The organism is Winogradskyella aurantiaca (assembly GCF_003362725.1).
GTDB lineage: Bacteria > Bacteroidota > Bacteroidia > Flavobacteriales > Flavobacteriaceae > Winogradskyella_A > Winogradskyella_A aurantiaca.
The window spans coordinates 480,214-502,635 of sequence record NZ_QKTV01000001.1 but is presented as its reverse complement, the minus strand read 5'-3'; the positions used below and the strand labels follow the sequence as shown (position 1 = coordinate 502,635).

Below are 22,422 nucleotides of genomic sequence, written 5' to 3'. Positions count from 1 at the left end.
AATATACAAAAGCGTTGCGTACGAAAATGGCTATTTTTAAAAATAGGCTCGCAATTGTACTGATCCTGTATGAATGGTATTAGAACCCTCGGTCTTTCTTCCTAAATAGTTGAGATTCAAATCCAGAAATTTGGTCAATTTCTTTTGAGCGAGAAGATTCCATGTGAAGTTATTACCTGGCTGTAAGCCTTCCAGCATCTGATAGGCCACAGGTGAGTTAGCATTGCCTGTAAAGTCGTTATCAAAATAATTGAACTCTCCTATAAGGGCAATGGCCTTTGGATTGTTATAGGTAAAGGATAGCCCAAAATTATTTTGTTTCAAAGCTTCCATAACCGCTATCTGATTTTGTTTGCTGCTGTATTGATAAAAGACATCAAACTGGGCATTTTCATTAAAAATATATGACAGCTTCGGTAAGAATCTTTCTGTTTTTATTCTAAAATTTCGACTCTCAAAATTCTCACTAATACTTTCATTTTCATCAAAATTAAACTGTGTATTGAACAACCAACTCTGAGCAAATTTGTGAATAAAACTAAATTGGTGACTTAACAGTTTGTTCTCCTGTAAACCAACAGATAATAAGTTCCGAGTTCTGTTAGACAGAAAAGTATACGATGAGGTATAGCGCTGCCTTCCACGATTAAAGAAAAATACATTCCTAATATTATTATTGATACCAAGGGTAGTATCCCCTCCACTATCTATTGGACTCAAATCAAAATCGTCGGGTTCTCTCAGTATTCTTCTATCAAGTAAAAAGGCAGTTTGATTATAAAAATGAGACCAGAATTTTTTCCCTTTACTTTCAGATTTTGCCCATTGACTAGGATTAAGTGTTAAAGTCTGACTTAAGCGATTTTGATGGGTAGGCACAAAAATCTGGTTTGGCAATAATACCCTAATATATTCCCCTTGATCCTGAAATTGAGCCAATTCAAATTCATCCAATTCCTGAATGCCATTATTATTATAGTCAATCCAGGTATAAGCACCTTGACCGGGTTCTACTTGTACATAGGTGAACTCCTGTTGTGCTTGTGTCCCTGAATTGGTTTCAAAATTGATATTCCACAGAATGACATTTTGTAAGAACCGCTGACTAAAATTCAATCGACTGTTGAGTGACTGCTCATCAACAGACAGTTCATCTTCGGCATTAAGGTCTCTGAAGTTGACAAACAATTGGAGATTTGTATTGGCAGTTTGCACCAAACGGGATTTTAAATAGTAGGTATTGGAGTTATTAACCCGCTTAACTGTATTATTCCGCAAACTATCATTATGGCGCTTAATGTAGCCAACCTCAGCATAGATTTTAGTACTATCACCAAACCCAGTAAAAAGTTCGTAAGAAACAAAACGTTGACTCAAGGGAGATAAAATACCTGTAGCCTTTTCTTTTTGAACATTATCCTCCAAGGCTATTTTGGTTCCTGCCCAAAATTTTTGCTTTCCATAAACAGCTCGGTTGTGAGATCTCGTAAATTGAGCATCGTTAATACTACTTTCATTGTTCATTATACTAGACTTGGTGAAAAGCAAAAAACTTCCAAGTCGCAAATTGGCAGAAAGGTTATGTCTATTACCTGAATAATTTTCTGAATAATTTAAATATTCGAAATTGTAATCAATCCTTCCTTTTTGCTGATGAAATAAGTTGACTCCTGTTGTAAACAGTAACTGGTCACCTAAAGGATCATCTAGGTTCCAATCACGACTAAATTCAGGTCTGTAAAGCCGCTGTACCGTTCTAAAATCATTCTGAATAAAATCTGAATCCAACTTAACCAATAGGTTCCAAGTACTATCTTTTTTAACTATAAATTGATTAAGGCGTAGCTTACCTGCCACACCGTCGTTGTCGTCATTATCCAAGTCTGAAAATAAATTGAGATCATTGTTACTAGCCGCCAATTCAACAAATAAGTTGGTTTTATCACTGGGTTTGTATTCTGTATTTAAAACTGCTACCTGAAGTCGTTCTGGAGCCACTAACTGGATTACTGGTGCAAAACTTCCCTGTGGGACACCATTGACTGGAGCTACATATTCGTAGATATTGCTAACCGCACTAGAATTAGCCAATTGATAATTACCGTTATTATCACCAACATTTGAAAAGGTAACGCTAAAAAGTTCGTCATCGGGGTTATTTGAAAAAACAAAAATCTCCTCCGTTCCAATTAGTTCTTTACGATAAAGAATGCGGTTTTCAGAGAATTCTGCGGGGCGCTCAGATGGTGCAATCATTGCGGAACGGTCATCACCAGCATCAGCCAAAATTTGAACCTGTTCTTCAGACAGATCTTGCTGCAGCGGTTGGTTCTTAGCATCACTTTCGGAATATATGGACACATTAACATTAAATTCTTCCTTTTGATACGACCCACCACCATACACTATAAATCTTGAATAGTTGCGCTCTGTATATTGATAATCAATAGTGATTCGCATCTCAGAAGTAATTGGATAAGTAGAATTAAAAATAAGTTCCGCAGCATTGTAATCGATAATATAATCTCTGTTTTCACCCCGAACTAAAGGTATGCCATTGACATAAACAGTCTCAGTACCTGAAACCATTAGCACATTAATCTCGTTGTTAGGCCCTAATATTTTATAAGGCCCTTGATTACCCTCCTGTGCCACGAACTGTGTGGTTGTCCATTGCCCACGCACAATAGCCCCCGATGCAAACAAATTGGTGGCATTGCTCAAATTGGCATTAACAAATAAGCCTTGAACCCGTTTGGTAAAATTGGCATAATAGCTTTTGGTATTCATTAAGTCTATATCACCAGCACGGATATTCCAGTCCTCACTTAGTATTTCAATAAACACCTGGTCAAATTCATCTAACTGCTGCGAATAGCCCGCCGCTTGCAAAGGAATATTAGCATCCTGAATACTCGCCCTTAAAGTCACCTTCTCACTGAGTTTTCCAGAAATTTGAAGGTCTAATTCACTATTGAGTACAGAATTCTGGTTATTACCAATCGTCACGGCTCGCGAGATACTTCCAGAGGTGTTTAAGCCATCAAAGGGTTTAAACGTCGATTTTTTCTCGTTACGCTGAATCTTATATAGGCGTTGCAAACCACTAGAATTATTTACAATGATCGATTCATCCAGCTGCTGATAGGTCTTTGTAAAAAAAAGCGGATATCTCAAATACGACACATCGACCGAATCGGCATTTAGCTTTTTATTCAGAACAATAATGGACTTCGCGAAGTCAACCCTATAATAAGTTGAATCAATGAGTTCACCTGTTTTGGAACGCAATACAAATCTTGATGGGTTAATACTAACAGAATCTATTCTCATAGTATCGGTAACTGCAATTCGTTTTGTACGGTAATTTTCGACATTCTCCTGTGCATGGGAGTACATGCTCATTACCCCAAAGACCAGTAGAATAGCCAGTCTTTTAAAACAGGTTAGGGATTGATGCCAAAAGCATATCTGAATTTCCGCTATCAATTGAAGAATAACTTGGTTATAGCTTAGTCTATTGAATAACTACGATTATGAGTAATTATTTTATCGTTAAAACCGCGCTAAAATAATAGTGTAAAATTACAGCATTAATTACTTTAGCTTTACTTGCAGTAACAGAATAAAATTAACTTCCTTATTATTAACGTTAATGAAAATTGCATCCTATAATGTTAATGGTATAAGAGCAGCCATTAACAAGGGTTTTATAGATTGGCTCACAGCAGCAAATCCAGATGTTATTTGCCTTCAGGAAATTAAAGCCAACAAAGAACAACTAGATCTAAGTCTTTTTGAAGAGGCTGGTTACCCATATCATTATTGGTTTAGTGCACAAAAGAAAGGTTATAGTGGTGTGGCTATATTAAGCAAAACTGAACCTAATCATGTAGAATATGGCACTGGAATCGATTCTATGGATTTTGAAGGAAGAAACTTAAGAGTGGATTTTGATAAGGTCTCTATCATGAGTTTGTATTTACCTTCAGGTACGAACGACGCACGCCTCCAACACAAATTTGATTACATGGACATGTTCCTGGAATATATCTCAAAACTTAGACAGACGGTTCCTAATCTAGTTGTTTGTGGAGATTATAATATTTGCCACGAACCAATAGATATTCATAATCCAAAAATGAAAGGGGTCTCAGGGTACCTGCCGGAGGAACGCGAATGGCTGAGCGATTTTATCAATTCGGGAATGATCGACAGTTTTAGGTACTTGCATCCTGAAATGCAGAAATACTCCTGGTGGAGTTATAGAGCCAATGCACGAGCAAATAACAAAGGCTGGCGACTTGATTATGCCATGGTTAGTCAACCACTACAAGAAAATATAAGTAGAAGCGTTATCCTAAATGAAGTAGTGCATAGTGACCACTGCCCAATAATGGTAGAACTAGAACATATTTAAATATAAACTTAACCGAAACAAATGATGAAACGAATTTTAATACTATTGCTATCAGCCGGAGTTTTAAGTTCTTGTGTATCTAAAAAGGTCTATACTGATCTTGAAGATAAATACGCCAATCTTAAGAAGGAAAATAGGAGGCTTAATGATGAGCTAAGCGAATTGACCACTGCGAATAATAGTCTGCAAAACGATTATGACGCTTTAAAAAGATCCTATGAAGAAGCAATTACAGAGCGTGATCAACTATCTTCGGATTTGGCTGCAACCAAGGCAAACCTCAAAACTTTAAAGGATAGCTATGAAGCCTTAGAAAAAAATAGTTCGGCTGCCATTGCCGAAAATGTTCAGAAAAATAGAGAACTACTAGCTCAGCTCGAAGCCAAAGAGCAGGCCCTTGCAGCCGAAAGTGAACGACTCAATGGATTACAAAAAGAATTGGAGAGTAGATCGCAGCGCGTTGCCGAACTTGAACGTGTTATCGCTTCAAAAGATGCCGAGATGACACAATTAAAAAATGCCATTTCCAAAGCATTGACTGCATTTGAAGGCAAAGGTCTTACCGTAGAGCAGCGCAATGGAAAAGTGTATATCTCTATGGAGAATAAACTATTGTTCAAATCAGGAAGCTGGTCTGTTGGATCTGAAGGACGAACGGCGGTTCAACAACTAGGTAGCGTTCTAGCGGACAATCCTGATATTTCCATATTAATTGAAGGCCATACTGATGATGATCCCTACAAAGGCAATTCGCAAATTAGCGGTAACTGGGATTTATCTACCAAGCGTGCTACAGCTATTGTTAACATCCTAAGAGAAAATAACGGTATCAATCCAGAAAATTTAACCGCCGCAGGACGAGGAGAATTTGCCCCAATCGCTTCTAACGACACTAGTGAAGGCAAAGCAAAGAACCGTAGAATTGAAGTGATATTAACGCCTAAACTTGATGAAATCACCAAATTACTCAATGAGATGTAAGCATCCTTAACATACTTTTATAGAAAGGCCTTTCACTATCGTGGAAGGTCTTTTTTATCTTTGACATTCTTAAAAATTGCATTTAACCAAAAAGAAGCCCGCCTCAGGGATTAATTATGAAATATACCACCCTACCTAACACTGATATTGAAGTAAGTAAAATTTGCCTTGGTACGATGACCTGGGGGAACCAGAACACCCAGGACGAAGGTTTTGCCCAGATGGACCTCGCTTTAGATATGGGAGTTAACTTTTTTGATGTGGCTGAATTGTATCCCGTGCCTGCCACCGCAGCTACTTATGCTGATACCGAGCGCATCATTGGAAACTGGTTTGCTAAAACTGGAAATCGCGATAAAGTAATTTTAGCTACTAAGATAGCTGGTCCCGGAGACTATACAGCGCATATTAGAACCACCGGATTTAGTAAAGAAGCACTTCACGAAGCCGTTGATAATAGTTTAAAACGACTGCAAACAGATTATATTGATTTATACCAATTACACTGGCCGGAACGCCAGACCAATACCTTCGGCATGCGTGATTATAAACACAATCCTAATGACCCATGGACAGATAACTTTAATGAAATCCTACAAACTCTGGAGGAAATCATTAAAAGTGGTAAGGTAAGACAGGTAGGACTTTCCAACGAGAAGGCATGGGGCACCATGAGGTATTTGGAAGAATCCAAGACAAATGCCTTACCGAGAATGATCACCATCCAAAATTCCTATTCACTTTTGAATAGAACCTTTGAAGGAGATCTGGCGGAAGTAGCCGCGAGAGAAAATATTGGTTTATTGGCCTATTCCCCAATGGCTTTTGGGGTGCTCTCCGGAAAATATATTAAGGGTACTGCGGCAGATAATGCCCGTCTAAAACTGTTTCCAAGGTTTGCTCGCTATAGTGGAGATAATTCTACCGAAGCAACTAAACGTTATTTGGCCATAGCAGAGAAACATGGTATGACTCTAGCCCAGATGTCCTTGGCCTTTGTAACGGGACGCCCGTTTGTAACCAGTAATATTATTGGTGCTACTAATTTAGATCAGTTAAAAGAGAATATTGACAGCATCGCCATTGATTTAAGCCCCGAAGTATTAGCTGAAATCAATGCCGTACATGCAGACATTCCCAACCCCGCACCTTAAGAAAACATCCTTAAACATAAAAAAACCCCTTCCGCTTGGAAGGGGTTTTTACATTAGATATTATTTGATTTTGTCACCATTTTTATCCAAAAAATGGTATTCAAGATAAGTGTAAGCATCTCTGGGTATAATCTTTACCCATTTAAAATTACTAAGGAACCATTTAAATCTTATTGATGGAACTCCTTTGGTTAAAAAGGCTGCAATAAAGGGGTGTGTATTTAAAACCACCTTATTATGATCCTTTTTATACATGCGCTCAAGATCTTGCTCTATACGTTCTATCACCTTAATTGGGGCCTCAATTTCGTCACCACCAATAAGGTTAGGGTTTTGCTCTTTAGTTTTAATATTACGTTCTGGCCTCACGCGCTGTCTGGTGATCTGTACTAATCCAAACTTACTCGGCGGTAATATTTTGTGCTTTGCCTTGTCATCTTTCATTTCTTCACGAAGATGATTGTACAGGGCTTTTCTGTTTTCGGCACGACCCATATCAATAAAATCAATTACAATAATGCCACCCATATCTCTTAAACGGAGCTGGCGTGCAATTTCAGATGCTGATATTAGATTGACTTCTAGAGCTGTGTCCTCTTGATTTTTTTCTTTGTTAGAACGGTTACCACTATTAACGTCTACAACGTGCATGGCTTCTGTATGCTCAATTACAAGATAAGCACCTTTTGCCATGGAGACCGTTCTCCCGAATGAGGTTTTTATTTGTCGCTCAATTCCATATTTCTCGAATATAGGAACCCCATTTTTGTAATACTTTACTATACTTTCCTTTTTAGGAGCAATTTTCTGTAAATACTCCTTTACCTGAAAGTAGAGTTCTTCATCATCTACTACAATTCCAGTGAACGAATCGTTAAAAATATCTCTCAATATTGATGAAGCTTTATTAACTTCTCCCAACACCTTAGTAGGATGGTGTGCTTTATGTAATTTCTTGCACATCGCATTCCAGCGGTTTAAAAGGTTTTGTAAATCAGCGTCGAGCTCGGCAACCTTTTTGCCTTCTGCGACGGTTCTGATTATAACACCAAAGCCTTTGGGAGTAATACTTCTTACCAAACGTTTTAAACGGTCCTTTTCTTCAGATGACTCTATTTTCTGTGAAATAGATATACGCTTCGAAAAAGGCACCAGTACTATGTATCGTCCGGCAATTGAGAGTTCTGAGCTTATCCTTGGTCCTTTTGTAGAGATGGGTTCTTTAACCACCTGAACTAGGATGGATTGATTGGATTTAACAGCATTGGCAATTGCCCCATGCTTGTCTAAATCTTTTTCAAAAGGAAAATCTTTAAGCGAAAAGTCTTTTAATTTTCCTGTGCTTACACGTTTAATGAATTTCAAAAGCGAAGGTAACTGTGGCCCAAGGTCATGATAATGCAAAAAAGCATCTTTCTCATAACCCACATTAACAAATGCGGCGTTTAGTCCTGGAACAACTTTTCTAAGCTTAGCGATAAAAATATCACCAACAGAAAACTTGTTATCTTCTTCGTCTTTGTGTAATTCAATTAATTTTCCATCTTTTAATAAGGCAAAATCAACAACATCTGAACTTGATCTTACGATTAATTCCTTGTTCATATCGTCAATTTATATCTAGCTCTTAATTGAGTTAGATGGATTACATTAAATTTTTGACACAGGACCCGACTTATGTCGGGAATCCAACGAAGCTCCACCTGCGGCAGAGTTTCTATATCAAAGAACGTTTTTCTAAAATCGAAAAAAGTAGTTGAAGAACTACTTTTTCGACTTATTTCTTTTTGTGACGGTTGGCACGTCTACGCTTTTTACGCTTGTGCGTAGCTACCTTATGTCTCTTTCTTTTTTTACCACTTGGCATAATAAAACAAGTATTTTTTTAATTAGTGTTGGTGTAGGTTAGTTTACCTCAACGTTAGATTTTACACCCTCTAAAAATACCTTAGCAGGTTTAAATGCTGGGATATTATGAGCAGGGATTTTAATTGTTGTGTTTTTTGAAATGTTTCTACCAGTCTTTTCAGCTCTGGTTTTAATGATGAAGCTTCCAAATCCTCTTAAATAAACATTGTTTCCATTTTCTAAAGATGCTTTTACTTCATTCATAAAAGACTCTACAGTTGCCTGAACATCTCCTTTTTCCATTCCTAGTTTATCGGAAATTTTGGCTACTAAATCTGCTTTCGTCATTGTAATTTAATTTTTGTTTGCTATTAATTATAAGGGTTGCAAATATATAGAATTTAATTTCATTTTTTCAAGCGTAATTAATTAAAATTTAACGGTATAAACGTTTAATTTTGCTCATTTGATCCTAAAAAGGAATGAATTTTCAAAAGATCTTAATTAACTGGTATTCAATACATAAGAGAGATTTACCTTGGCGACAAACTAATGACCCTTATTATATATGGTTATCAGAGATCATGCTTCAACAAACGCAAGTCAAGCAAGGTTTACCTTATTATGAAAGATTTGTAAATCTTTATCCTACAATTTTTGATTTGGCTAATGCCAAAGAGGAAGAGGTCTTAAAAAACTGGCAAGGACTAGGATACTACTCGCGTGCACGCAATTTACATTTCACAGCTAAGTATGTGGCCAATGAACTAGGCGGAGTATTCCCTGATAACTACAAACAACTTGTATCTTTAAAAGGCATTGGTGATTATACAGCGAGCGCCATAGCATCCATAGCGTTTAATGAAGTTAAAGCGGTTCTCGATGGCAATGTCTTTAGAGTCTTATCGCGATATTTTGGAATTTCAGAACCTATTAATTCCACAATTGGTCAATCAAGATTTAAAGAGTTATCACAATCTTTAGTCGTCAACCATAATCCAGGCAACTACAATCAGGCTCTTATGGAATTTGGTGCACTTCAGTGCAAGCCTACAAATCCTGATTGCAGCATTTGTCCCCTAGCTAGATCGTGCAAAGCCTTAAAGGAAAATGCTGTAAGTCAGCTTCCTATTAAGCTCAAAAAAAACAAAGTTCAAAAAAAGTACTTTAACTATTTGGTTGTTCTTGATCCTGTTGGAAATACTTCTTTAGAAAAGCGAACTTCGAAAGGTATTTGGCAAAACCTATATCAATTCCCTCTCGTCGAAACCCCACATGCCATTGATATAAATGACTATCAAATTCTATTAGAAAAGAGAAGTTTTGTAGCTAGTACTGTTGTAGACATCCATTTATTCAATGAGAAGGATATTGTTCACAAATTAAGTCATAGACACCTATATACCAAGTTTTGGATCGTTACTCTTAATGATCAAATAATGAATGGCATTCCTTTGAATGAACTCGATAAGTATCCCGTACCAGTTCTTATTGCAAATTTCATAAACGAATTCAAAACCAAAAGCCTATAAGGTCTGTTTTTTTATTATTTTTAATAATCCAACTAACAGCAACTTCTAATTAATTTAAACTAAATATCAATGTCTGGAACTCTCAATAAAGTAATGCTCATAGGCCATTTGGGTGACGAAGTAAAGCTTCATTATTTTGACGATAAAAATTGTGTGGGCCGTTTCCCCTTAGCTACTAATGAAACCTACACTAATAAACAAACTAACGAACGCGTTACCAATACAGAATGGCATAATATTGTTGTGCGCAACAAGGCAGCCGAAATATGTGAAAAGTACCTTACCAAAGGGGATAAAGTATACATTGAAGGTCGTTTAAAAACAAGAAAATGGCAAGATGACCAGGGTAATGATCGTTATTCAACCGAAATTCAGTGTACGGATTTTACATTCTTAACTAATAAAAATGAGCAGGGAAACAATTCTCAATCTCAAAACCAAATGGGAAGCCCAGCGACAACTGAAAAAACCCAAACACCTGATCCAATGGCTCAAATGGGCGATGATGACCTCCCTTTTTAATCTAATTAGCAACTAAACTTATAACCTTGGACATTGAGCCCCCAGATTCCATTCTTCTTTTACTAGGTCTAAGCGATTCAGCCATTTTTAGCGGCATCCTATTACTTGCCCTATTATTTTGTTCTGCTTTAATATCAGGTGCAGAGGTAGCACTATTCTCATTAACGAAGGCCGAGATTGATAAAGGTATTGAAGAAGGATCTGATGAAATGCAGGTTGTTTCGGATTTATTAGAAAAGCCTAAAAAATTATTAGCTACCATCTTGGTTGCTAACAACTTTATCAATATTGCAATAGTACTTTTATTCGCCTATCTAGGGGAGTTTTTATTTAGTTCCATGCCCTCACCACTTGTTAAGTTTCTGGTGGAAGTAGTAACTGTAACCTTTTTAATATTGTTGTTTGGTGAAATTATCCCAAAAATCTATGCAAGTAGAAATAATGTGCGCTTTAGTTCATTCATGGCCAAGCCCTTAAAGGTCTTGGATACTATTTTTTCTCCCTTTAGTACACCTATGCGCTACATTACTTTAAGACTGGAGCGTAAGCTGGGCAGTAAGAAATCTAACTTAAGCGTTGATCAATTGTCTCAAGCTCTTGAACTAACAAACCAAGATGACACCACCGATGAAGAGCAAAAGATTCTTGAAAGTATAGTGTCGTTTGGAAATACTGACACCAAGCAAGTCATGCGTCCGCGAATGGATATTTTTGCTCTCGACAGTTCCTTAAGTTTTGAAAAAATACTCCCTCAAATAATCGACAAGGGCTATTCTCGAATTCCAGTTTACGAAGAAAACATTGATAAGGTCATTGGTATTCTGTACGCAAAAGATCTTCTTCCTTATATCTCTAAAGAAGCAAATTTTAAATGGCAACAGCTCATAAGAGATCCGTTCTTTGTGCCTGAAAATAAAAAACTTGATGACTTAATGCAGGAATTTCAAAAACGAAAAGTGCATTTGGCGGTTGTAGTAGATGAATATGGAGGTACCTCAGGAATAGTCTCATTGGAGGATATCATTGAAGAAATTGTTGGTGATATTAGCGATGAATACGACGATGACGATCTTAATTATACCAAAATTGATGACTCCAATTATCGGTTTGACGGAAAGACTACACTTAAGGATCTCTATAAAATCATAGAAATTGAGGATTCAGATGATTTTGAACAGAAAAAAGGCGAGGCTGAGACCATTGCCGGATTTATACTTGAGATTTCAGGAGGTTTCCCAAGAATTGGGAGTAAAATAAATTTTAAAAATTTCGTTTTTACTGTAGAGTCCTTAGAAAAACGACGAATAAAACAGATTAAACTGACCATATTAAAATGAATACCATACGACAATTAATCTTGTTATTTGCAGCTTTATTTATTACTGCATGTGGAGATGACCCCGTGCCAAAACCAAAGGCCTATCTAAGGTTGGATTACCCTGTTCCAAACTATGAGCGTTCCAGAGAACAGCTGCCTTTTAGTTTTGATATAAATAGCATTTCGCAAATTGAAGAAGAGGTTAAGTATAACGCTGAAGATGGTTCTATTGGAGTTAATATCGATTATCCCAATCTTAAAGGAACCGTTTACCTCACATACAAGCCAGTAAGAGATAATTTAATTGAATTATTGCGTGATGCACAGAATCTAACTCAAAAGCATACTATTAAAGCTGCCGAAATAGAAGGCTCCCTTTTTGAAAATGATGACAATAGAGTATATGGGATGTTTTATGAAGTTGGGGGCAATGCGGCATCTCAATCACAGTTCTACGCTACAGACAGTCTTAAGCATTTCTTGAGCGGCTCGCTTTATTTTTATACTAAACCAAATTACGATTCTATTTATCCAGCTGCCGTTTATCTCAAAAACGATATCAAGCATATCATGGAGAGTCTTCAATGGCAGGAATAGTTGTGAAATATAAACCATAAAAAAAGCAGCCAGTTGGCTGCTTTTTTTTATTACTTTCTTTTCTTAGAATGTATATCTTAAGCTAGCATTCCAAGTTCTACCGATTCCTAAATAAGAACCAAAGTTATTTGTTTGACTTATGTAAGATGAATTCAATAAGTTGAAACAGTTAACTCTAAAAATTATAGGCTTACTTCCACTTAAATTAAAGTTATACGTTAAACCTGCATCAAATAAAGAATATGGATCTAATCTTAAAGGTTGATATACTTCTCCTATTAAAGCAGCTTCAATAGCATCCTCAACATTAACAAACTCATAAAGGTCTGTATAGACATTCCAGTCCATGTCAAAAGATAATCCTTCAGCAACCTGAGCAATAAAACCTAAACCGAATGACGTCTGAGCTGCTTGCCCAATTTGCACTCCAGTTAAGTTAATTGTGCCGCTTTCAATAAAATCGCCAGTATCATCATTTTGAAGTGTGTAAGGAGTTGTTCCATCATACTTCCAGTTACCTAAAGATGCATAACCTCTAAAGCTAAATTTGATTTCAGGTACACGATATTCAAAGTCCATTTCAAAACCATTGTGAATCTGAGTTACATTAGTAAATCTATAGATTCCAAAATCGTCATTAGGAAGACTTGTACCAAATGAGATAAATCTGTTACCCCATTCTGTACTGTACACATCTACGTTAACCCGTAGTCTATTACCTACAAATCGGTAACCACCTTCAAATCCTGTGATCTCCTCATTATCAATATCTGGTTGAACAAGTGCATTAGAATTTCTAATATCCGTAAAGATATTATCCAAGAAAGGCTGTCTGGAGAATCTACCTGCGTTAGCAAAAATGGAGTGTTCAGGTGTAAATCTGTAAGCTGCACCACCTTTTATCTGGTATCCGGTTTTATTAACCTTAGCAGATTTACCAAGACCGTTTATGCCATCAACTTCTCGTCCTGTAAACCTACCTGTTCTTTGATAAGACTGCGTAGATACAGCTCCCTGAGCAAATACTGAAAACTTGTTAGTAGTAAATTCAACTTGACCAAACGTTCCTATATAGTTGATATTTTCTTCGTAATCAAACTGTGTTCTATTAGCTTCATCAGCAAAACTGAACAAGGCTGCCCAAGGATCAGCTGCAAACTCCTTAGTAAAGACATAATCATCAGGACGATCTGTTCTAAAGTTATCGAGGAAACCATTGAGTCCCATTAAATCGTTTACTTGTCTAAAATGCAAACCATTGTACAAACGACCATCTACACCAATGTTAAAAGACCAGTTTTCATTAGCTTGGAAATTCAAGTTAGATAAAAGACCGTACCAGTTGTGGTTGTTAACAGAAGATCTTCTAATATAAGAATCACCAAAGTTACCAAATCCATTTTCATCTGCAGTGGCGATGTTATTTTCAACAATTTGATCGAAGTCGATTCCAGCTAAAGGATCGTTGTCATTATATCTAACTCTACCTCTACCTAGTCCACCGGTTCCTCCACCACGTCCCCATGAGGCATAAAGAACTGTTGATAAATCTAACTTATCATTGATGTCAAAATCCCAGTTTAAGTTTGCTACCGGCTTGTGATAATAGTTACGTCTTTCTGTAAAACGTGAACCATCTCTAAAACCTGAATTACGGTTGTGCTTTTCTCCATAAACTCTGTAAGCCTCTAAATCCTGAGAAAAGAGTTGATCATGCCACTGTGGCGCACCAGTGATTAAGAAGTTAAATGAGTGCTTATCGTTTGGCTTGTATCCAACAGAAAATAAATAGTTTTGCCCTTGACCAGCTGTTCCCTCAGAATATTTTCTGAAAGCCTGCCAATGGTCAACTAAGAAAGAAAAAGCCCATCCTTTGTCATTAGTTCCTGTGTTATAGGCAACTGTAGCTTTAACAAAGCTATCGTTACCACCCATAAAACGTACAAAACCTCCTTGTCTTTGATCTGTCGTCTTAGAAACAATATTTACCGTACCACCTACTGAGGAAATAGCAAGTTTAGAAGAACCTAAACCTCTCTGCACCTGAACAGCATTTGCAACGTCTGCCATACCTGCCCAGTTAGACCAGAACATCCGCCCATCCTCTGGTGAATTTATTGGTTGACCATTTAGTAGGAAAGCTGTATTTGTATCATCAAAACCTCTTAAGAAGATTCGGCTATCACCAAAACCTCCTGATTGATTAGACACATAAACAGAAGGTGTATTCTTCATAGATTCAGTAAATTCAGCATTACCAGAAATTTTTAATTGAATATCCTTTCCTTTGATAGTTGAAACCGCCACAGGCGTATTTCTATCTTCAGCAAGGTCAATTACACCTGTACCTATTAGAACCACCTCGTCAAGGGAATTATCAACAGTCAGATTAATTTCTCCAAAGTCAGTATCACCATTAAAGGCTAAGACTAAAGTGGCAAAACCCACATAAGTGATTTCAATTTCACCTGATGGTGATTCAGTAGTCAATGTAAAATTTCCTTCGAAGTCTGTAGTAGTTCCATTAGAAGTACCTTTTTCGATTACATTGGCACCTGGAAGCGGAGCATTTAAGTCAGGGTCCATCACTTTCCCCTTAATAACACTCTGCGCAAATATGGCTGTTGTAAACAACATCATAAATGCCATCGTGGTTAGTTGCGTAATTTTTTTCATACTTAATTTAATTTGGTTTAATCAGGGCAAAATTACGCATTAAGCAAGTGCATATATTAAGACAATGTTAAGAATTTCAACAAATTACTTAACAAAATATTGGCGCTTTACCTGTGGCCCCTACGAGTTACCAATAAAGTGCTTTAGTAGCGCTGATGTGGAAGCATCATGAGCCCCGCCAGAATTACCTTGCTCAACTTCACTTAGGATTGTCTTAGCCAGCTGTTTTCCTAGCTCAACACCAAATTGATCATAACTGAATATGTTCCAAATAATACCCTGAACAAAAATGCGATGCTCATATAAGGCAATAAGTTTTCCAAGGCTTTTAGGGGTAAGTTGATCAATTAGAATCGATGTGGTTGGTTTGTTACCTTGAAACACCTTAAATGGGGTTAATCGCTCAATATCCTCCTCTGACGCATTTTGAGATTCAAATTCTTGCCTTACCTCATTCTCAGTTTTACCATTCATTAAGGCCTCAGTTTGAGCGAAATAATTAGACATCAGTTTGTCATGATGGTCCTTATTCCCGTATAATGGCTTGACATAACCTATAAAATCAGCAGGAATAAGCTTAGTTCCCTGATGTATTAACTGAAAAAAAGCATGCTGTGAATTGGTACCAGGCTCCCCCCAAATAACGGTTCCTGTTTGATAACGGATGCTTTGTCCGGATCTATCCACACTTTTACCATTACTTTCCATGATACCTTGCTGGAGGTAGGTAGCAAATTGATTTAAATACTGTGTATAAGGAATCACGGCTTCACTTTCTGCTTCAAAGAAGTTATTATACCAAATGGTCAATAACCCAGCAATTACAGGAATATTAGAGTGAAAATCCTCGGTTCTAAAGTGTTCATCCATTTCATAGGCCCCTTGTAATAATGAATTAAAATGATCAAATCCTAAAGCCAAACTAATAGACAAGCCCACGGCACTCCATAAAGAAAAACGGCCTCCAACCCAATCTTTCATTGGGAAGATGTTTTGTTCGCTAATCCCAAACGATTTAACACTTTCAATATTAGTTGAAACAGCTACGAAATGCTTAGACACCGCTTCAGATGGTAATGTCTTTAAAAACCAAGCTCTTATAGAATTGGCATTAGACAGCGTTTCTTGAGTTGTAAAGGTCTTAGACACTATAACAAACAAGGTTGTTTCAGGGTTAAGATTCTTGACAACCTCTTGATAGTGATCCCCATCTACGTTACTTACAAAATGAGCATGAAGATGGTTTTTATAAAACTTTAGGGAATCCACCACCATAGCCGGCCCTAAATCAGACCCACCAATGCCAATATTGACGATATCAGTTATGGCCTGTCCTGTATGTCCCAAATGGTCACCATTAATTACGGCATTTGAGAAGGACTTCATCTTTTCCAAAACAGCATGTACACCCGGCATCACATTCTCACCATCAACCAATACCTCTGTTCCTTGAGGCTTTCTTAAAGCCGTATGTAAGACCGCACGTCCCTCAGTTTCGTTTAATATATCACCTGCAAACTGTTTCTCAATGGCCTCTTTTAATTTGACTTCATCAGCTAATTTTACCAGCAAATCTATGGTCTTCTCTGTGATTCTATTTTTGGAAAAATCAACATAAAAATCCTCCCATTCAAAGGTTAATTTCTCTGCCCGATCCGTATCGGCCTTAAAAAGGTCTTTTAAGTGCAGATCTTTAATTTCTTTATAGTGTTCTAACAACTGATTGGAAGCTGCTGTGCCAGTTGGGTTAATTCTTGGTAGTGCCATTTACTTTGCTGTTCTAATTTCTAATTGGTCTTCGGATAACTCACGTTCCTCCCAAGGAGTAAACTCAATTGCATCAAGCTGCAACTTTATTGGTTTCATATACGTTAAGAACTCCGCTTTTAAACTATCGGATATGGGTTTGGCTTCAGGTAGTTTTTGCTTGAAGGGATCCACCTGACGACCATTTTTCCAGAAGCGGTAACATACATGCGGGCCACCTGTATTTCCGGTCATACCTACATAACCAATAACATCTCCTTGCTTCACAAACTCACCTTTCTTTACCGCCTGTCTACTCATATGTAAATATTGGGTACTGTAAGTGGCATTATGCCGAATCTTCACATACTTTCCGTTACCACCACGCCTCGTCGATTCGGTTACCGTTCCATTGGCCGTTGCCATAATTGGAGTTCCCACAGGAGCGGCGAAATCAGTGCCTTTATGAGGTCGTCTCTTGTAACCGTAATAAGCAATACGCCTGTTTAAGTTATATCTTGAGGAAACACGACCAAACTTGACAGGAGATTTTAGAAATGCGCGTCTTAAGTTTTTGGCTTCGTCGGTAAAATAATCAACTATCCCCTTGACACTGTCGGTTGCAAATTCAAACGCATAAATTGGTTCATTCTTATGCTCAAAATATGCTGCTTTAATTTTATGTACACCAGCATATATGGTGTCATCAATATACTTATCCACATATATTGCCTTAAATCGGTCACCTGGCTGTAATCTTCTAAAATCAATAGTCCAAGCATAAATATCATCAGCCATTATAAAAGCAAGTTTAGGACTTAGTCCTTGCCCTTCCAGAGTTTCGGAGATACTGTTCTGAATAATTCCCGATGCCATTCGTTCCACATACTTAATTGGTTTTCTGCTGGTATAGGCATGGATAGAATCCTTAAAATTTATAACTACGTACTCTTCTTTGTTTGGCTGATAAATAAAGGACTGTGCCATCTCTAAACTGTCTTGCGAACAAAGAAGTGTGTAGGGTTTACCAACTTGGAGCTTTGCTATATTGAAAGTATCCTTAGCCTTCTCAACAATTTGAAAAATTTTAGGATAGCCAATTTTATTGCGCTCCATGATAATCCCAAAAGTGTCACCCTTTCTTATAGTATCACGTTTAACCACATACGCGTTAAGGTTAAAACCAAACTCATAGCGTGGTTGTTCTTCTACCACTGCTAAATCTACCGTCTCTATTTCTAAATCTTCTGATTTTTCAGATTTGCAAGACCATAAACAAACTATGGTTAATAGTAAGATTCCAATTTTTGATAATTGCATGAAGTTATTCTTAAACATTCATCCCCCAATTTTGAAGTTCTTTCTCTGACCATAAATCGGGGAAAAATATACGTCTTTGATACTTTGGGTGCATGTATTTTTTCCAATCACTACCCCCAGTAGCCTCACCATCACCTAACCCACTCTCAATATAGTGCACTGCAGCGTTATAATGTGCCATTACCCATGTAACATTAACTGTATAATCATAATGTCTCATAGCCTTTACCAGGGGCGGATCATTCTGGTCTTTCTCAGGAAGTTCTTTAAATCGTGTCCAAAGATTTTTAGTGTTGTAGGCTTCCATAAAGTTTAGAAAATCACCTTTGTAACGGCGCTCAAAATTAACTAAAAGTGTGGATTTTTTACCTGTTTTATGATCCTTTCCAGCAGCCTGCCAATACAAATGCTCGAAGGCATGCGTGTATGGGGTATCTCTGTTGATAGTAGCTCTAAAACGATAGTCAATCAAGTTGATTAATTCCGTAGAAGCAAACTCGATCAGACGGTATTGAGCACTCTGAAAACCACTGGCCGGAGTTAAGGTATATCTGAATTTCATATACTGTTCAACTTCCATGCCTTCTCTCATTATATCAAAAGAAGTTGTGAGCATATCAAAATAACGGCTCACTCTCATGATTTTAGATTCAAAAAAGTCTGTTGTGAGATCTTGGGCTTCTGCCACCTGTTCAATCTCCCACAGGATCATTTTAAAAATGAGCTCATTGATCTGATGGTAGGCAATAAATACCATTTCATCAGGTAATACAGTTCTTTGGATTTGAAGGTTTAGGAGGGCATCCGTTTGGATGTAATCCCAATAGGTAATTGGTTTACTGTATAAAAGACCTTTTAAATGGTCTTCAGTATTTTGGTCAATTGCTTGATACTTGTCTTCAAGCGATTCAATTATTTTTTTGTGCTTTTCTTGATTGATTGTCATTAATTAGTCATAAATAATCTCGAAGGAGTGTTTCAAACCCTTAAAAGCATCGAGGTCCGCGCGAAGACTCCCAACCGCTAAATCAGCCTGTATCTTTAAAGGAATCTTGTTCTTATCTGCTGTTACCCAAAGCGTTAAGCTTTCTTCTTCTTTGAATACCCTCCCTGCAAGAACATAAGGCCTAAACTTAAGCGTTTTTACTTTACCAAACTCCGTTTTTATTATTTCTTCTCCAAGAAATTTTAGCTTGAATACATAGTTTTCTTCGTCAAAAAACATGTTCATTTCAATACTTTCACCAACCTCAACGTCCTCAATATTATAGTTGTTTCTCAGGAAGTAATACGCGGAAACCATATCCTGAACATTTTGCTCTATAGGAATGGTTTTCTTATTATCATTCTTTTTATCATGGACTAAGGCTTTATTCTCCTCATGATCAAAAGCAATTTCTATATCCTTTGTATAACCTCCTTCATCTACCTTTCTTATAAATTTATAGGGTTGGCCAGATTTAGAATCAAAGTAACTCTCATACTGATCTTCAACTTTAAAGAACCAGCTTACCATGCCAGTCGTCCAACCTTTTCCAATAACATGGAAACAGTCCTTTCCATTAATCTTAGTTTCAGATACAGATAAAGTGGCATTACCTGCCTTTAACCAACTGCTATAACTCATTCTAAAGCGAAACCACTCACCCCCCTGAAATGCCGGTTCAGCTTTTTGCGAGTGTCCAGAGATGAGTAAAAATGACAGTAGAATTAAGGGATAAAAGGCTTTCATAATCAATAATTAAAATTCATAACTCTTCTAGTAAAGCAATTATTGTTGATCAGTTAGAATCAATTATTATTCCAAAGTTAAGAAAAGAAAAAACTCTAACTTTCTGAGTTAGAGTTTTAGTCGATATTTAACAAATCCTTTACAGGGTTCCGCGTTTGGCCTGTTCTCTTTCTATGGATTCGAATAATGCTTTGAAATTTCCAGCACCAAAACCTTTAGCGCCCATGCGTTGAATAATTTCATAGAAAAGTGTGGGCCTGTCTTCGACCGGCTTAGTGAAAATTTGGAGCAAATATCCCTCCTCATCGGCATCTACCAAAATTGACAACTCTTGAAGTTTAGCAATGTCCTCCTTCATAATATCCATATGAGATCCCAAACGTTCGGGAATCATGTCATAGTAAGACTGTGGAGGCGGTGGTAAAAACTCAACTCCTCTGGCTTTCAACTGGGCGACAGTTGCAACAATATCATCCGTGGCAAGTGCCAAATGTTGTACTCCTGGACCTTCATAAAAATCAAGGTATTCTTCAATTTGTGACTTCTTTGCTGCCTCAGCTGGTTCGTTGATTGGGAATTTAATTCTCCCGTTACCATTGCTCATCACCTTACTCATTAGAGCAGAGTATTCTGTATGAATTTGTTTATCATCAAAGGATAAGAAATTTACAAAGCCCATGACCTCTTCATACCATTTAACCCAGGTATCCATTTCACCCCAGCCAACGTTTCCTACCATATGGTCAATGTATTTTAGCCCTACAGATTCAGGATTGTAGTCACTTTTCCACTCAACAAAACCAGGTAAAAACAAGCCAGTGTAATTTTTACGTTCCACAAACATGTGCACTGTCTCTCCATAAGTATAAATTCCTGCTCTAACGATTTCTCCGTACTCATCAGATTCCACCTCAGGAGCCATATAGGATTTAGCACCTCTACTAATGGTTTCGTCGTATGCTTTTTTAGCATCGTCAACCCATAAGGCAATGACCTTTACCCCATCGCCATGTTTAACTATGTGGTCATTTATTGGTGATTGACTATTAAGGGGAGTTGTTAGAACGAGCTTTATTTTGTCTTGTTTAAGTACATAGCTCACCTGATCTCTCGATCCTGTTTCTAAACCCTTATAGGCATAGGACTGGTATCCAAATGCCGTTTTATAATAATGAGCAGATTGCTTCGCATTACCCACATAAAACTCGACATAATCGGTTCCTAAAAGCGGTAAAAAGTCCTGAGCTCCTTCAAATATTTTTTCTAGTCCATATTCTACGGATTCTAATTCTTTAGCCATATTGTATTTATTTATTGATTGATATTGTTATTCTAACCACGATTTATAATAATCTTCATCGGCAATTTTCAGAGCCTCAGCAGTGACCTTTAATGGTTTAAAGGTATCTACCATTACCGCTAACTCATCTGTTTTCACCTTTCCTATACTGCGCTCCATCGCTCCAGGGTGTGGTCCATGTGGAATTCCAGCGGGATGTAATGAAATGTGACCTGCAGCGATATCATTTCTACTCATAAAATCACCATCAACATAATACAACACCTCGTCGCTGTCTATGTTGCTATGATTGTATGGAGCTGGAACACTAAGTGGGTGGTAATCGTAAAGTCTGGGCACAAAACTACATATCACAAAAGCATCTGTTTCAAATGTCTGGTGTACTGGTGGTGGTTGATGGATACGTCCTGTTATTGGTTCGAAATCATGAATTGAAAATGCATAAGGGTAATTATAGCCATCATAACCAACCACATCGAATGGATGGGAGGCATATACCATGTCAAATATCTCATCCTGTTTCTTGATCTTTATCAAAAAGTCTCCTGATTCGTCATGAGTTTCTAGTTCGTGAGGCCTCCTCATATCGCGTTCACAAAATGGGGAGTGCTCCAATAATTGCCCAAACCAATTCCTGTAACGTTTTGGTGTGTAAATAGGTCTGTAGGACTCTACTATGAACAAACGGTTATCATGCGTATCAAAATCAAGTTTGTATATGATACCTCGTGGAATGAGTAAATAATCCCCATATTTAAAATCCAGATTACCCAGATGTGTTCTTAGTTTCCCAGAACCTTTATGTATAAAAATCAACTCATCCGCATCTGTATTCTTATAGAAATAAGTGTTTGTTGATTCCTGAGGAGCTGCTAAAATAATATTACAATCACTGTTAGTAAGCACGATCTTTCTGCTATCTAGATAGTCTTTTTCAGGTTTCACCTGAAAGCCTCTAAATCTGTAAGACTGCATATTATTAGGTTTAACAACCTCAGGTGCAATACTGTATTGTTTTATTATCTCTTTTACTTGTGTTGGTCTTTGAACATGATAACTATTGGTATACATACCATCAAAACCAATTGTTCCAAATAATTGCTCGTAATAATATTCGCCATTTGGCTTTTTAAATTGTGTATGCCGTTTAGGAGGAATGGACCCTAATTGATGATAAAAAGGCATCTTTAGAAAATTTAATTGTTGATAATTCTATTAAAAAAGTAGGTAGCTATTGTTTACCGGGCAGGACGACCAGATTCTTAAAATTACAAAA

At 37.3% G+C, this 22,422-nt stretch carries 17 protein-coding genes; 7 read left to right on the top strand and 10 right to left on the bottom strand.

Features of this window, described 5'->3' with window-relative positions:
- Window positions 1-36: 36 nt before the first annotated feature.
- Window positions 37-3,405, bottom strand: a complete 3,369-nt coding sequence (locus DN064_RS02275; protein ID WP_115460984.1) for a hypothetical protein — start codon at window positions 3,403-3,405, stop codon at window positions 37-39.
- Between the two features lie 250 nt (window positions 3,406-3,655).
- Here DN064_RS02275 and DN064_RS02270 point away from each other — a divergent pair, with 250 nt between their 5' ends.
- From DN064_RS02270 to DN064_RS02260, 3 genes are all read left to right on the top strand, one after another.
- Entirely contained in the window at window positions 3,656-4,420 is a 765-nt protein-coding gene (locus DN064_RS02270; RefSeq protein WP_115460983.1) for an exodeoxyribonuclease III, read from the top strand.
- Window positions 4,421-4,441: 21 nt separating this feature from the next.
- On the top strand, window positions 4,442-5,401 hold the full coding sequence (locus tag DN064_RS02265) for an OmpA family protein (protein WP_115460982.1): 960 nt from the start codon (window positions 4,442-4,444) through the stop codon (window positions 5,399-5,401).
- Between the two features lie 116 nt (window positions 5,402-5,517).
- Complete coding sequence (locus tag DN064_RS02260) at window positions 5,518-6,555, top strand: aldo/keto reductase (protein WP_115460981.1); 1,038 nt, start codon at window positions 5,518-5,520, stop codon at window positions 6,553-6,555.
- Between the two features lie 60 nt (window positions 6,556-6,615).
- Here DN064_RS02260 and DN064_RS02255 read toward each other — a convergent pair whose 3' ends face one another.
- A complete protein-coding gene (locus DN064_RS02255; protein ID WP_115460980.1) occupies window positions 6,616-8,160 on the bottom strand; it encodes an Rne/Rng family ribonuclease in 1,545 nt (514 codons plus the stop codon).
- A gap of 300 nt (window positions 8,161-8,460) precedes the next feature.
- Window positions 8,461-8,751: an HU family DNA-binding protein gene (locus DN064_RS02250; RefSeq protein ID WP_115460979.1), complete on the bottom strand. Its 291-nt coding sequence runs from the start codon at window positions 8,749-8,751 to the stop codon at window positions 8,461-8,463.
- Window positions 8,752-8,885: 134 nt separating this feature from the next.
- Here DN064_RS02250 and mutY point away from each other — a divergent pair, with 134 nt between their 5' ends.
- The 4 genes from mutY to gldD all read left to right on the top strand — a co-directional run bounded on the left by mutY (window position 8,886) and on the right by gldD (window position 12,372).
- On the top strand, window positions 8,886-9,935 hold the full coding sequence (gene mutY / locus DN064_RS02245; RefSeq protein ID WP_115460978.1) for an A/G-specific adenine glycosylase: 1,050 nt from the start codon (window positions 8,886-8,888) through the stop codon (window positions 9,933-9,935).
- A gap of 69 nt (window positions 9,936-10,004) precedes the next feature.
- Window positions 10,005-10,457 carry a single-stranded DNA-binding protein gene (locus tag DN064_RS02240; protein WP_115460977.1) on the top strand — a complete coding sequence of 151 codons (453 nt, stop codon included), beginning with the start codon at window positions 10,005-10,007 and terminating at the stop codon, window positions 10,455-10,457.
- 26 nt (window positions 10,458-10,483) lie between these two features.
- On the top strand, window positions 10,484-11,794 hold the full coding sequence (gene gldE, locus DN064_RS02235; RefSeq protein ID WP_115460976.1) for a gliding motility-associated protein GldE: 1,311 nt from the start codon (window positions 10,484-10,486) through the stop codon (window positions 11,792-11,794).
- Window positions 11,791-12,372: a gliding motility lipoprotein GldD gene (gene gldD / locus DN064_RS02230; protein WP_115460975.1), complete on the top strand. Its 582-nt coding sequence runs from the start codon at window positions 11,791-11,793 to the stop codon at window positions 12,370-12,372. The genes gldE and gldD overlap by 4 nt, the downstream gene beginning before the upstream one ends.
- Before the next feature lie 63 nt (window positions 12,373-12,435).
- Here gldD and DN064_RS02225 read toward each other — a convergent pair whose 3' ends face one another.
- The 7 genes from DN064_RS02225 to DN064_RS02195 all read right to left on the bottom strand — a co-directional run bounded on the left by DN064_RS02225 (window position 12,436) and on the right by DN064_RS02195 (window position 22,331).
- Window positions 12,436-15,048 (bottom strand): TonB-dependent receptor, encoded by a 2,613-nt coding sequence (locus DN064_RS02225; protein WP_115460974.1) that lies wholly within the window; start codon window positions 15,046-15,048, stop codon window positions 12,436-12,438.
- A gap of 120 nt (window positions 15,049-15,168) precedes the next feature.
- A complete protein-coding gene (gene pgi / locus DN064_RS02220; protein WP_115460973.1) occupies window positions 15,169-16,815 on the bottom strand; it encodes a glucose-6-phosphate isomerase in 1,647 nt (548 codons plus the stop codon).
- Complete coding sequence (locus DN064_RS02215; RefSeq protein WP_115461361.1) at window positions 16,816-18,114, bottom strand: peptidoglycan DD-metalloendopeptidase family protein; 1,299 nt, start codon at window positions 18,112-18,114, stop codon at window positions 16,816-16,818.
- A gap of 10 nt (window positions 18,115-18,124) precedes the next feature.
- Window positions 18,125-19,060: a tryptophan 2,3-dioxygenase family protein gene (locus tag DN064_RS02210; RefSeq protein ID WP_115460972.1), complete on the bottom strand. Its 936-nt coding sequence runs from the start codon at window positions 19,058-19,060 to the stop codon at window positions 18,125-18,127.
- A gap of 3 nt (window positions 19,061-19,063) precedes the next feature.
- Window positions 19,064-19,846, bottom strand: coding sequence for a DUF3108 domain-containing protein (locus tag DN064_RS02205; RefSeq protein WP_115460971.1), 783 nt, complete (start codon window positions 19,844-19,846; stop codon window positions 19,064-19,066).
- Window positions 19,847-19,985: 139 nt separating this feature from the next.
- Window positions 19,986-21,146, bottom strand: coding sequence for a 4-hydroxyphenylpyruvate dioxygenase (gene hppD, locus DN064_RS02200; RefSeq protein ID WP_115460970.1), 1,161 nt, complete (start codon window positions 21,144-21,146; stop codon window positions 19,986-19,988).
- Window positions 21,147-21,173: 27 nt separating this feature from the next.
- Window positions 21,174-22,331 (bottom strand): homogentisate 1,2-dioxygenase, encoded by a 1,158-nt coding sequence (locus DN064_RS02195; protein ID WP_115460969.1) that lies wholly within the window; start codon window positions 22,329-22,331, stop codon window positions 21,174-21,176.
- Window positions 22,332-22,422: the final 91 nt, after the last annotated feature.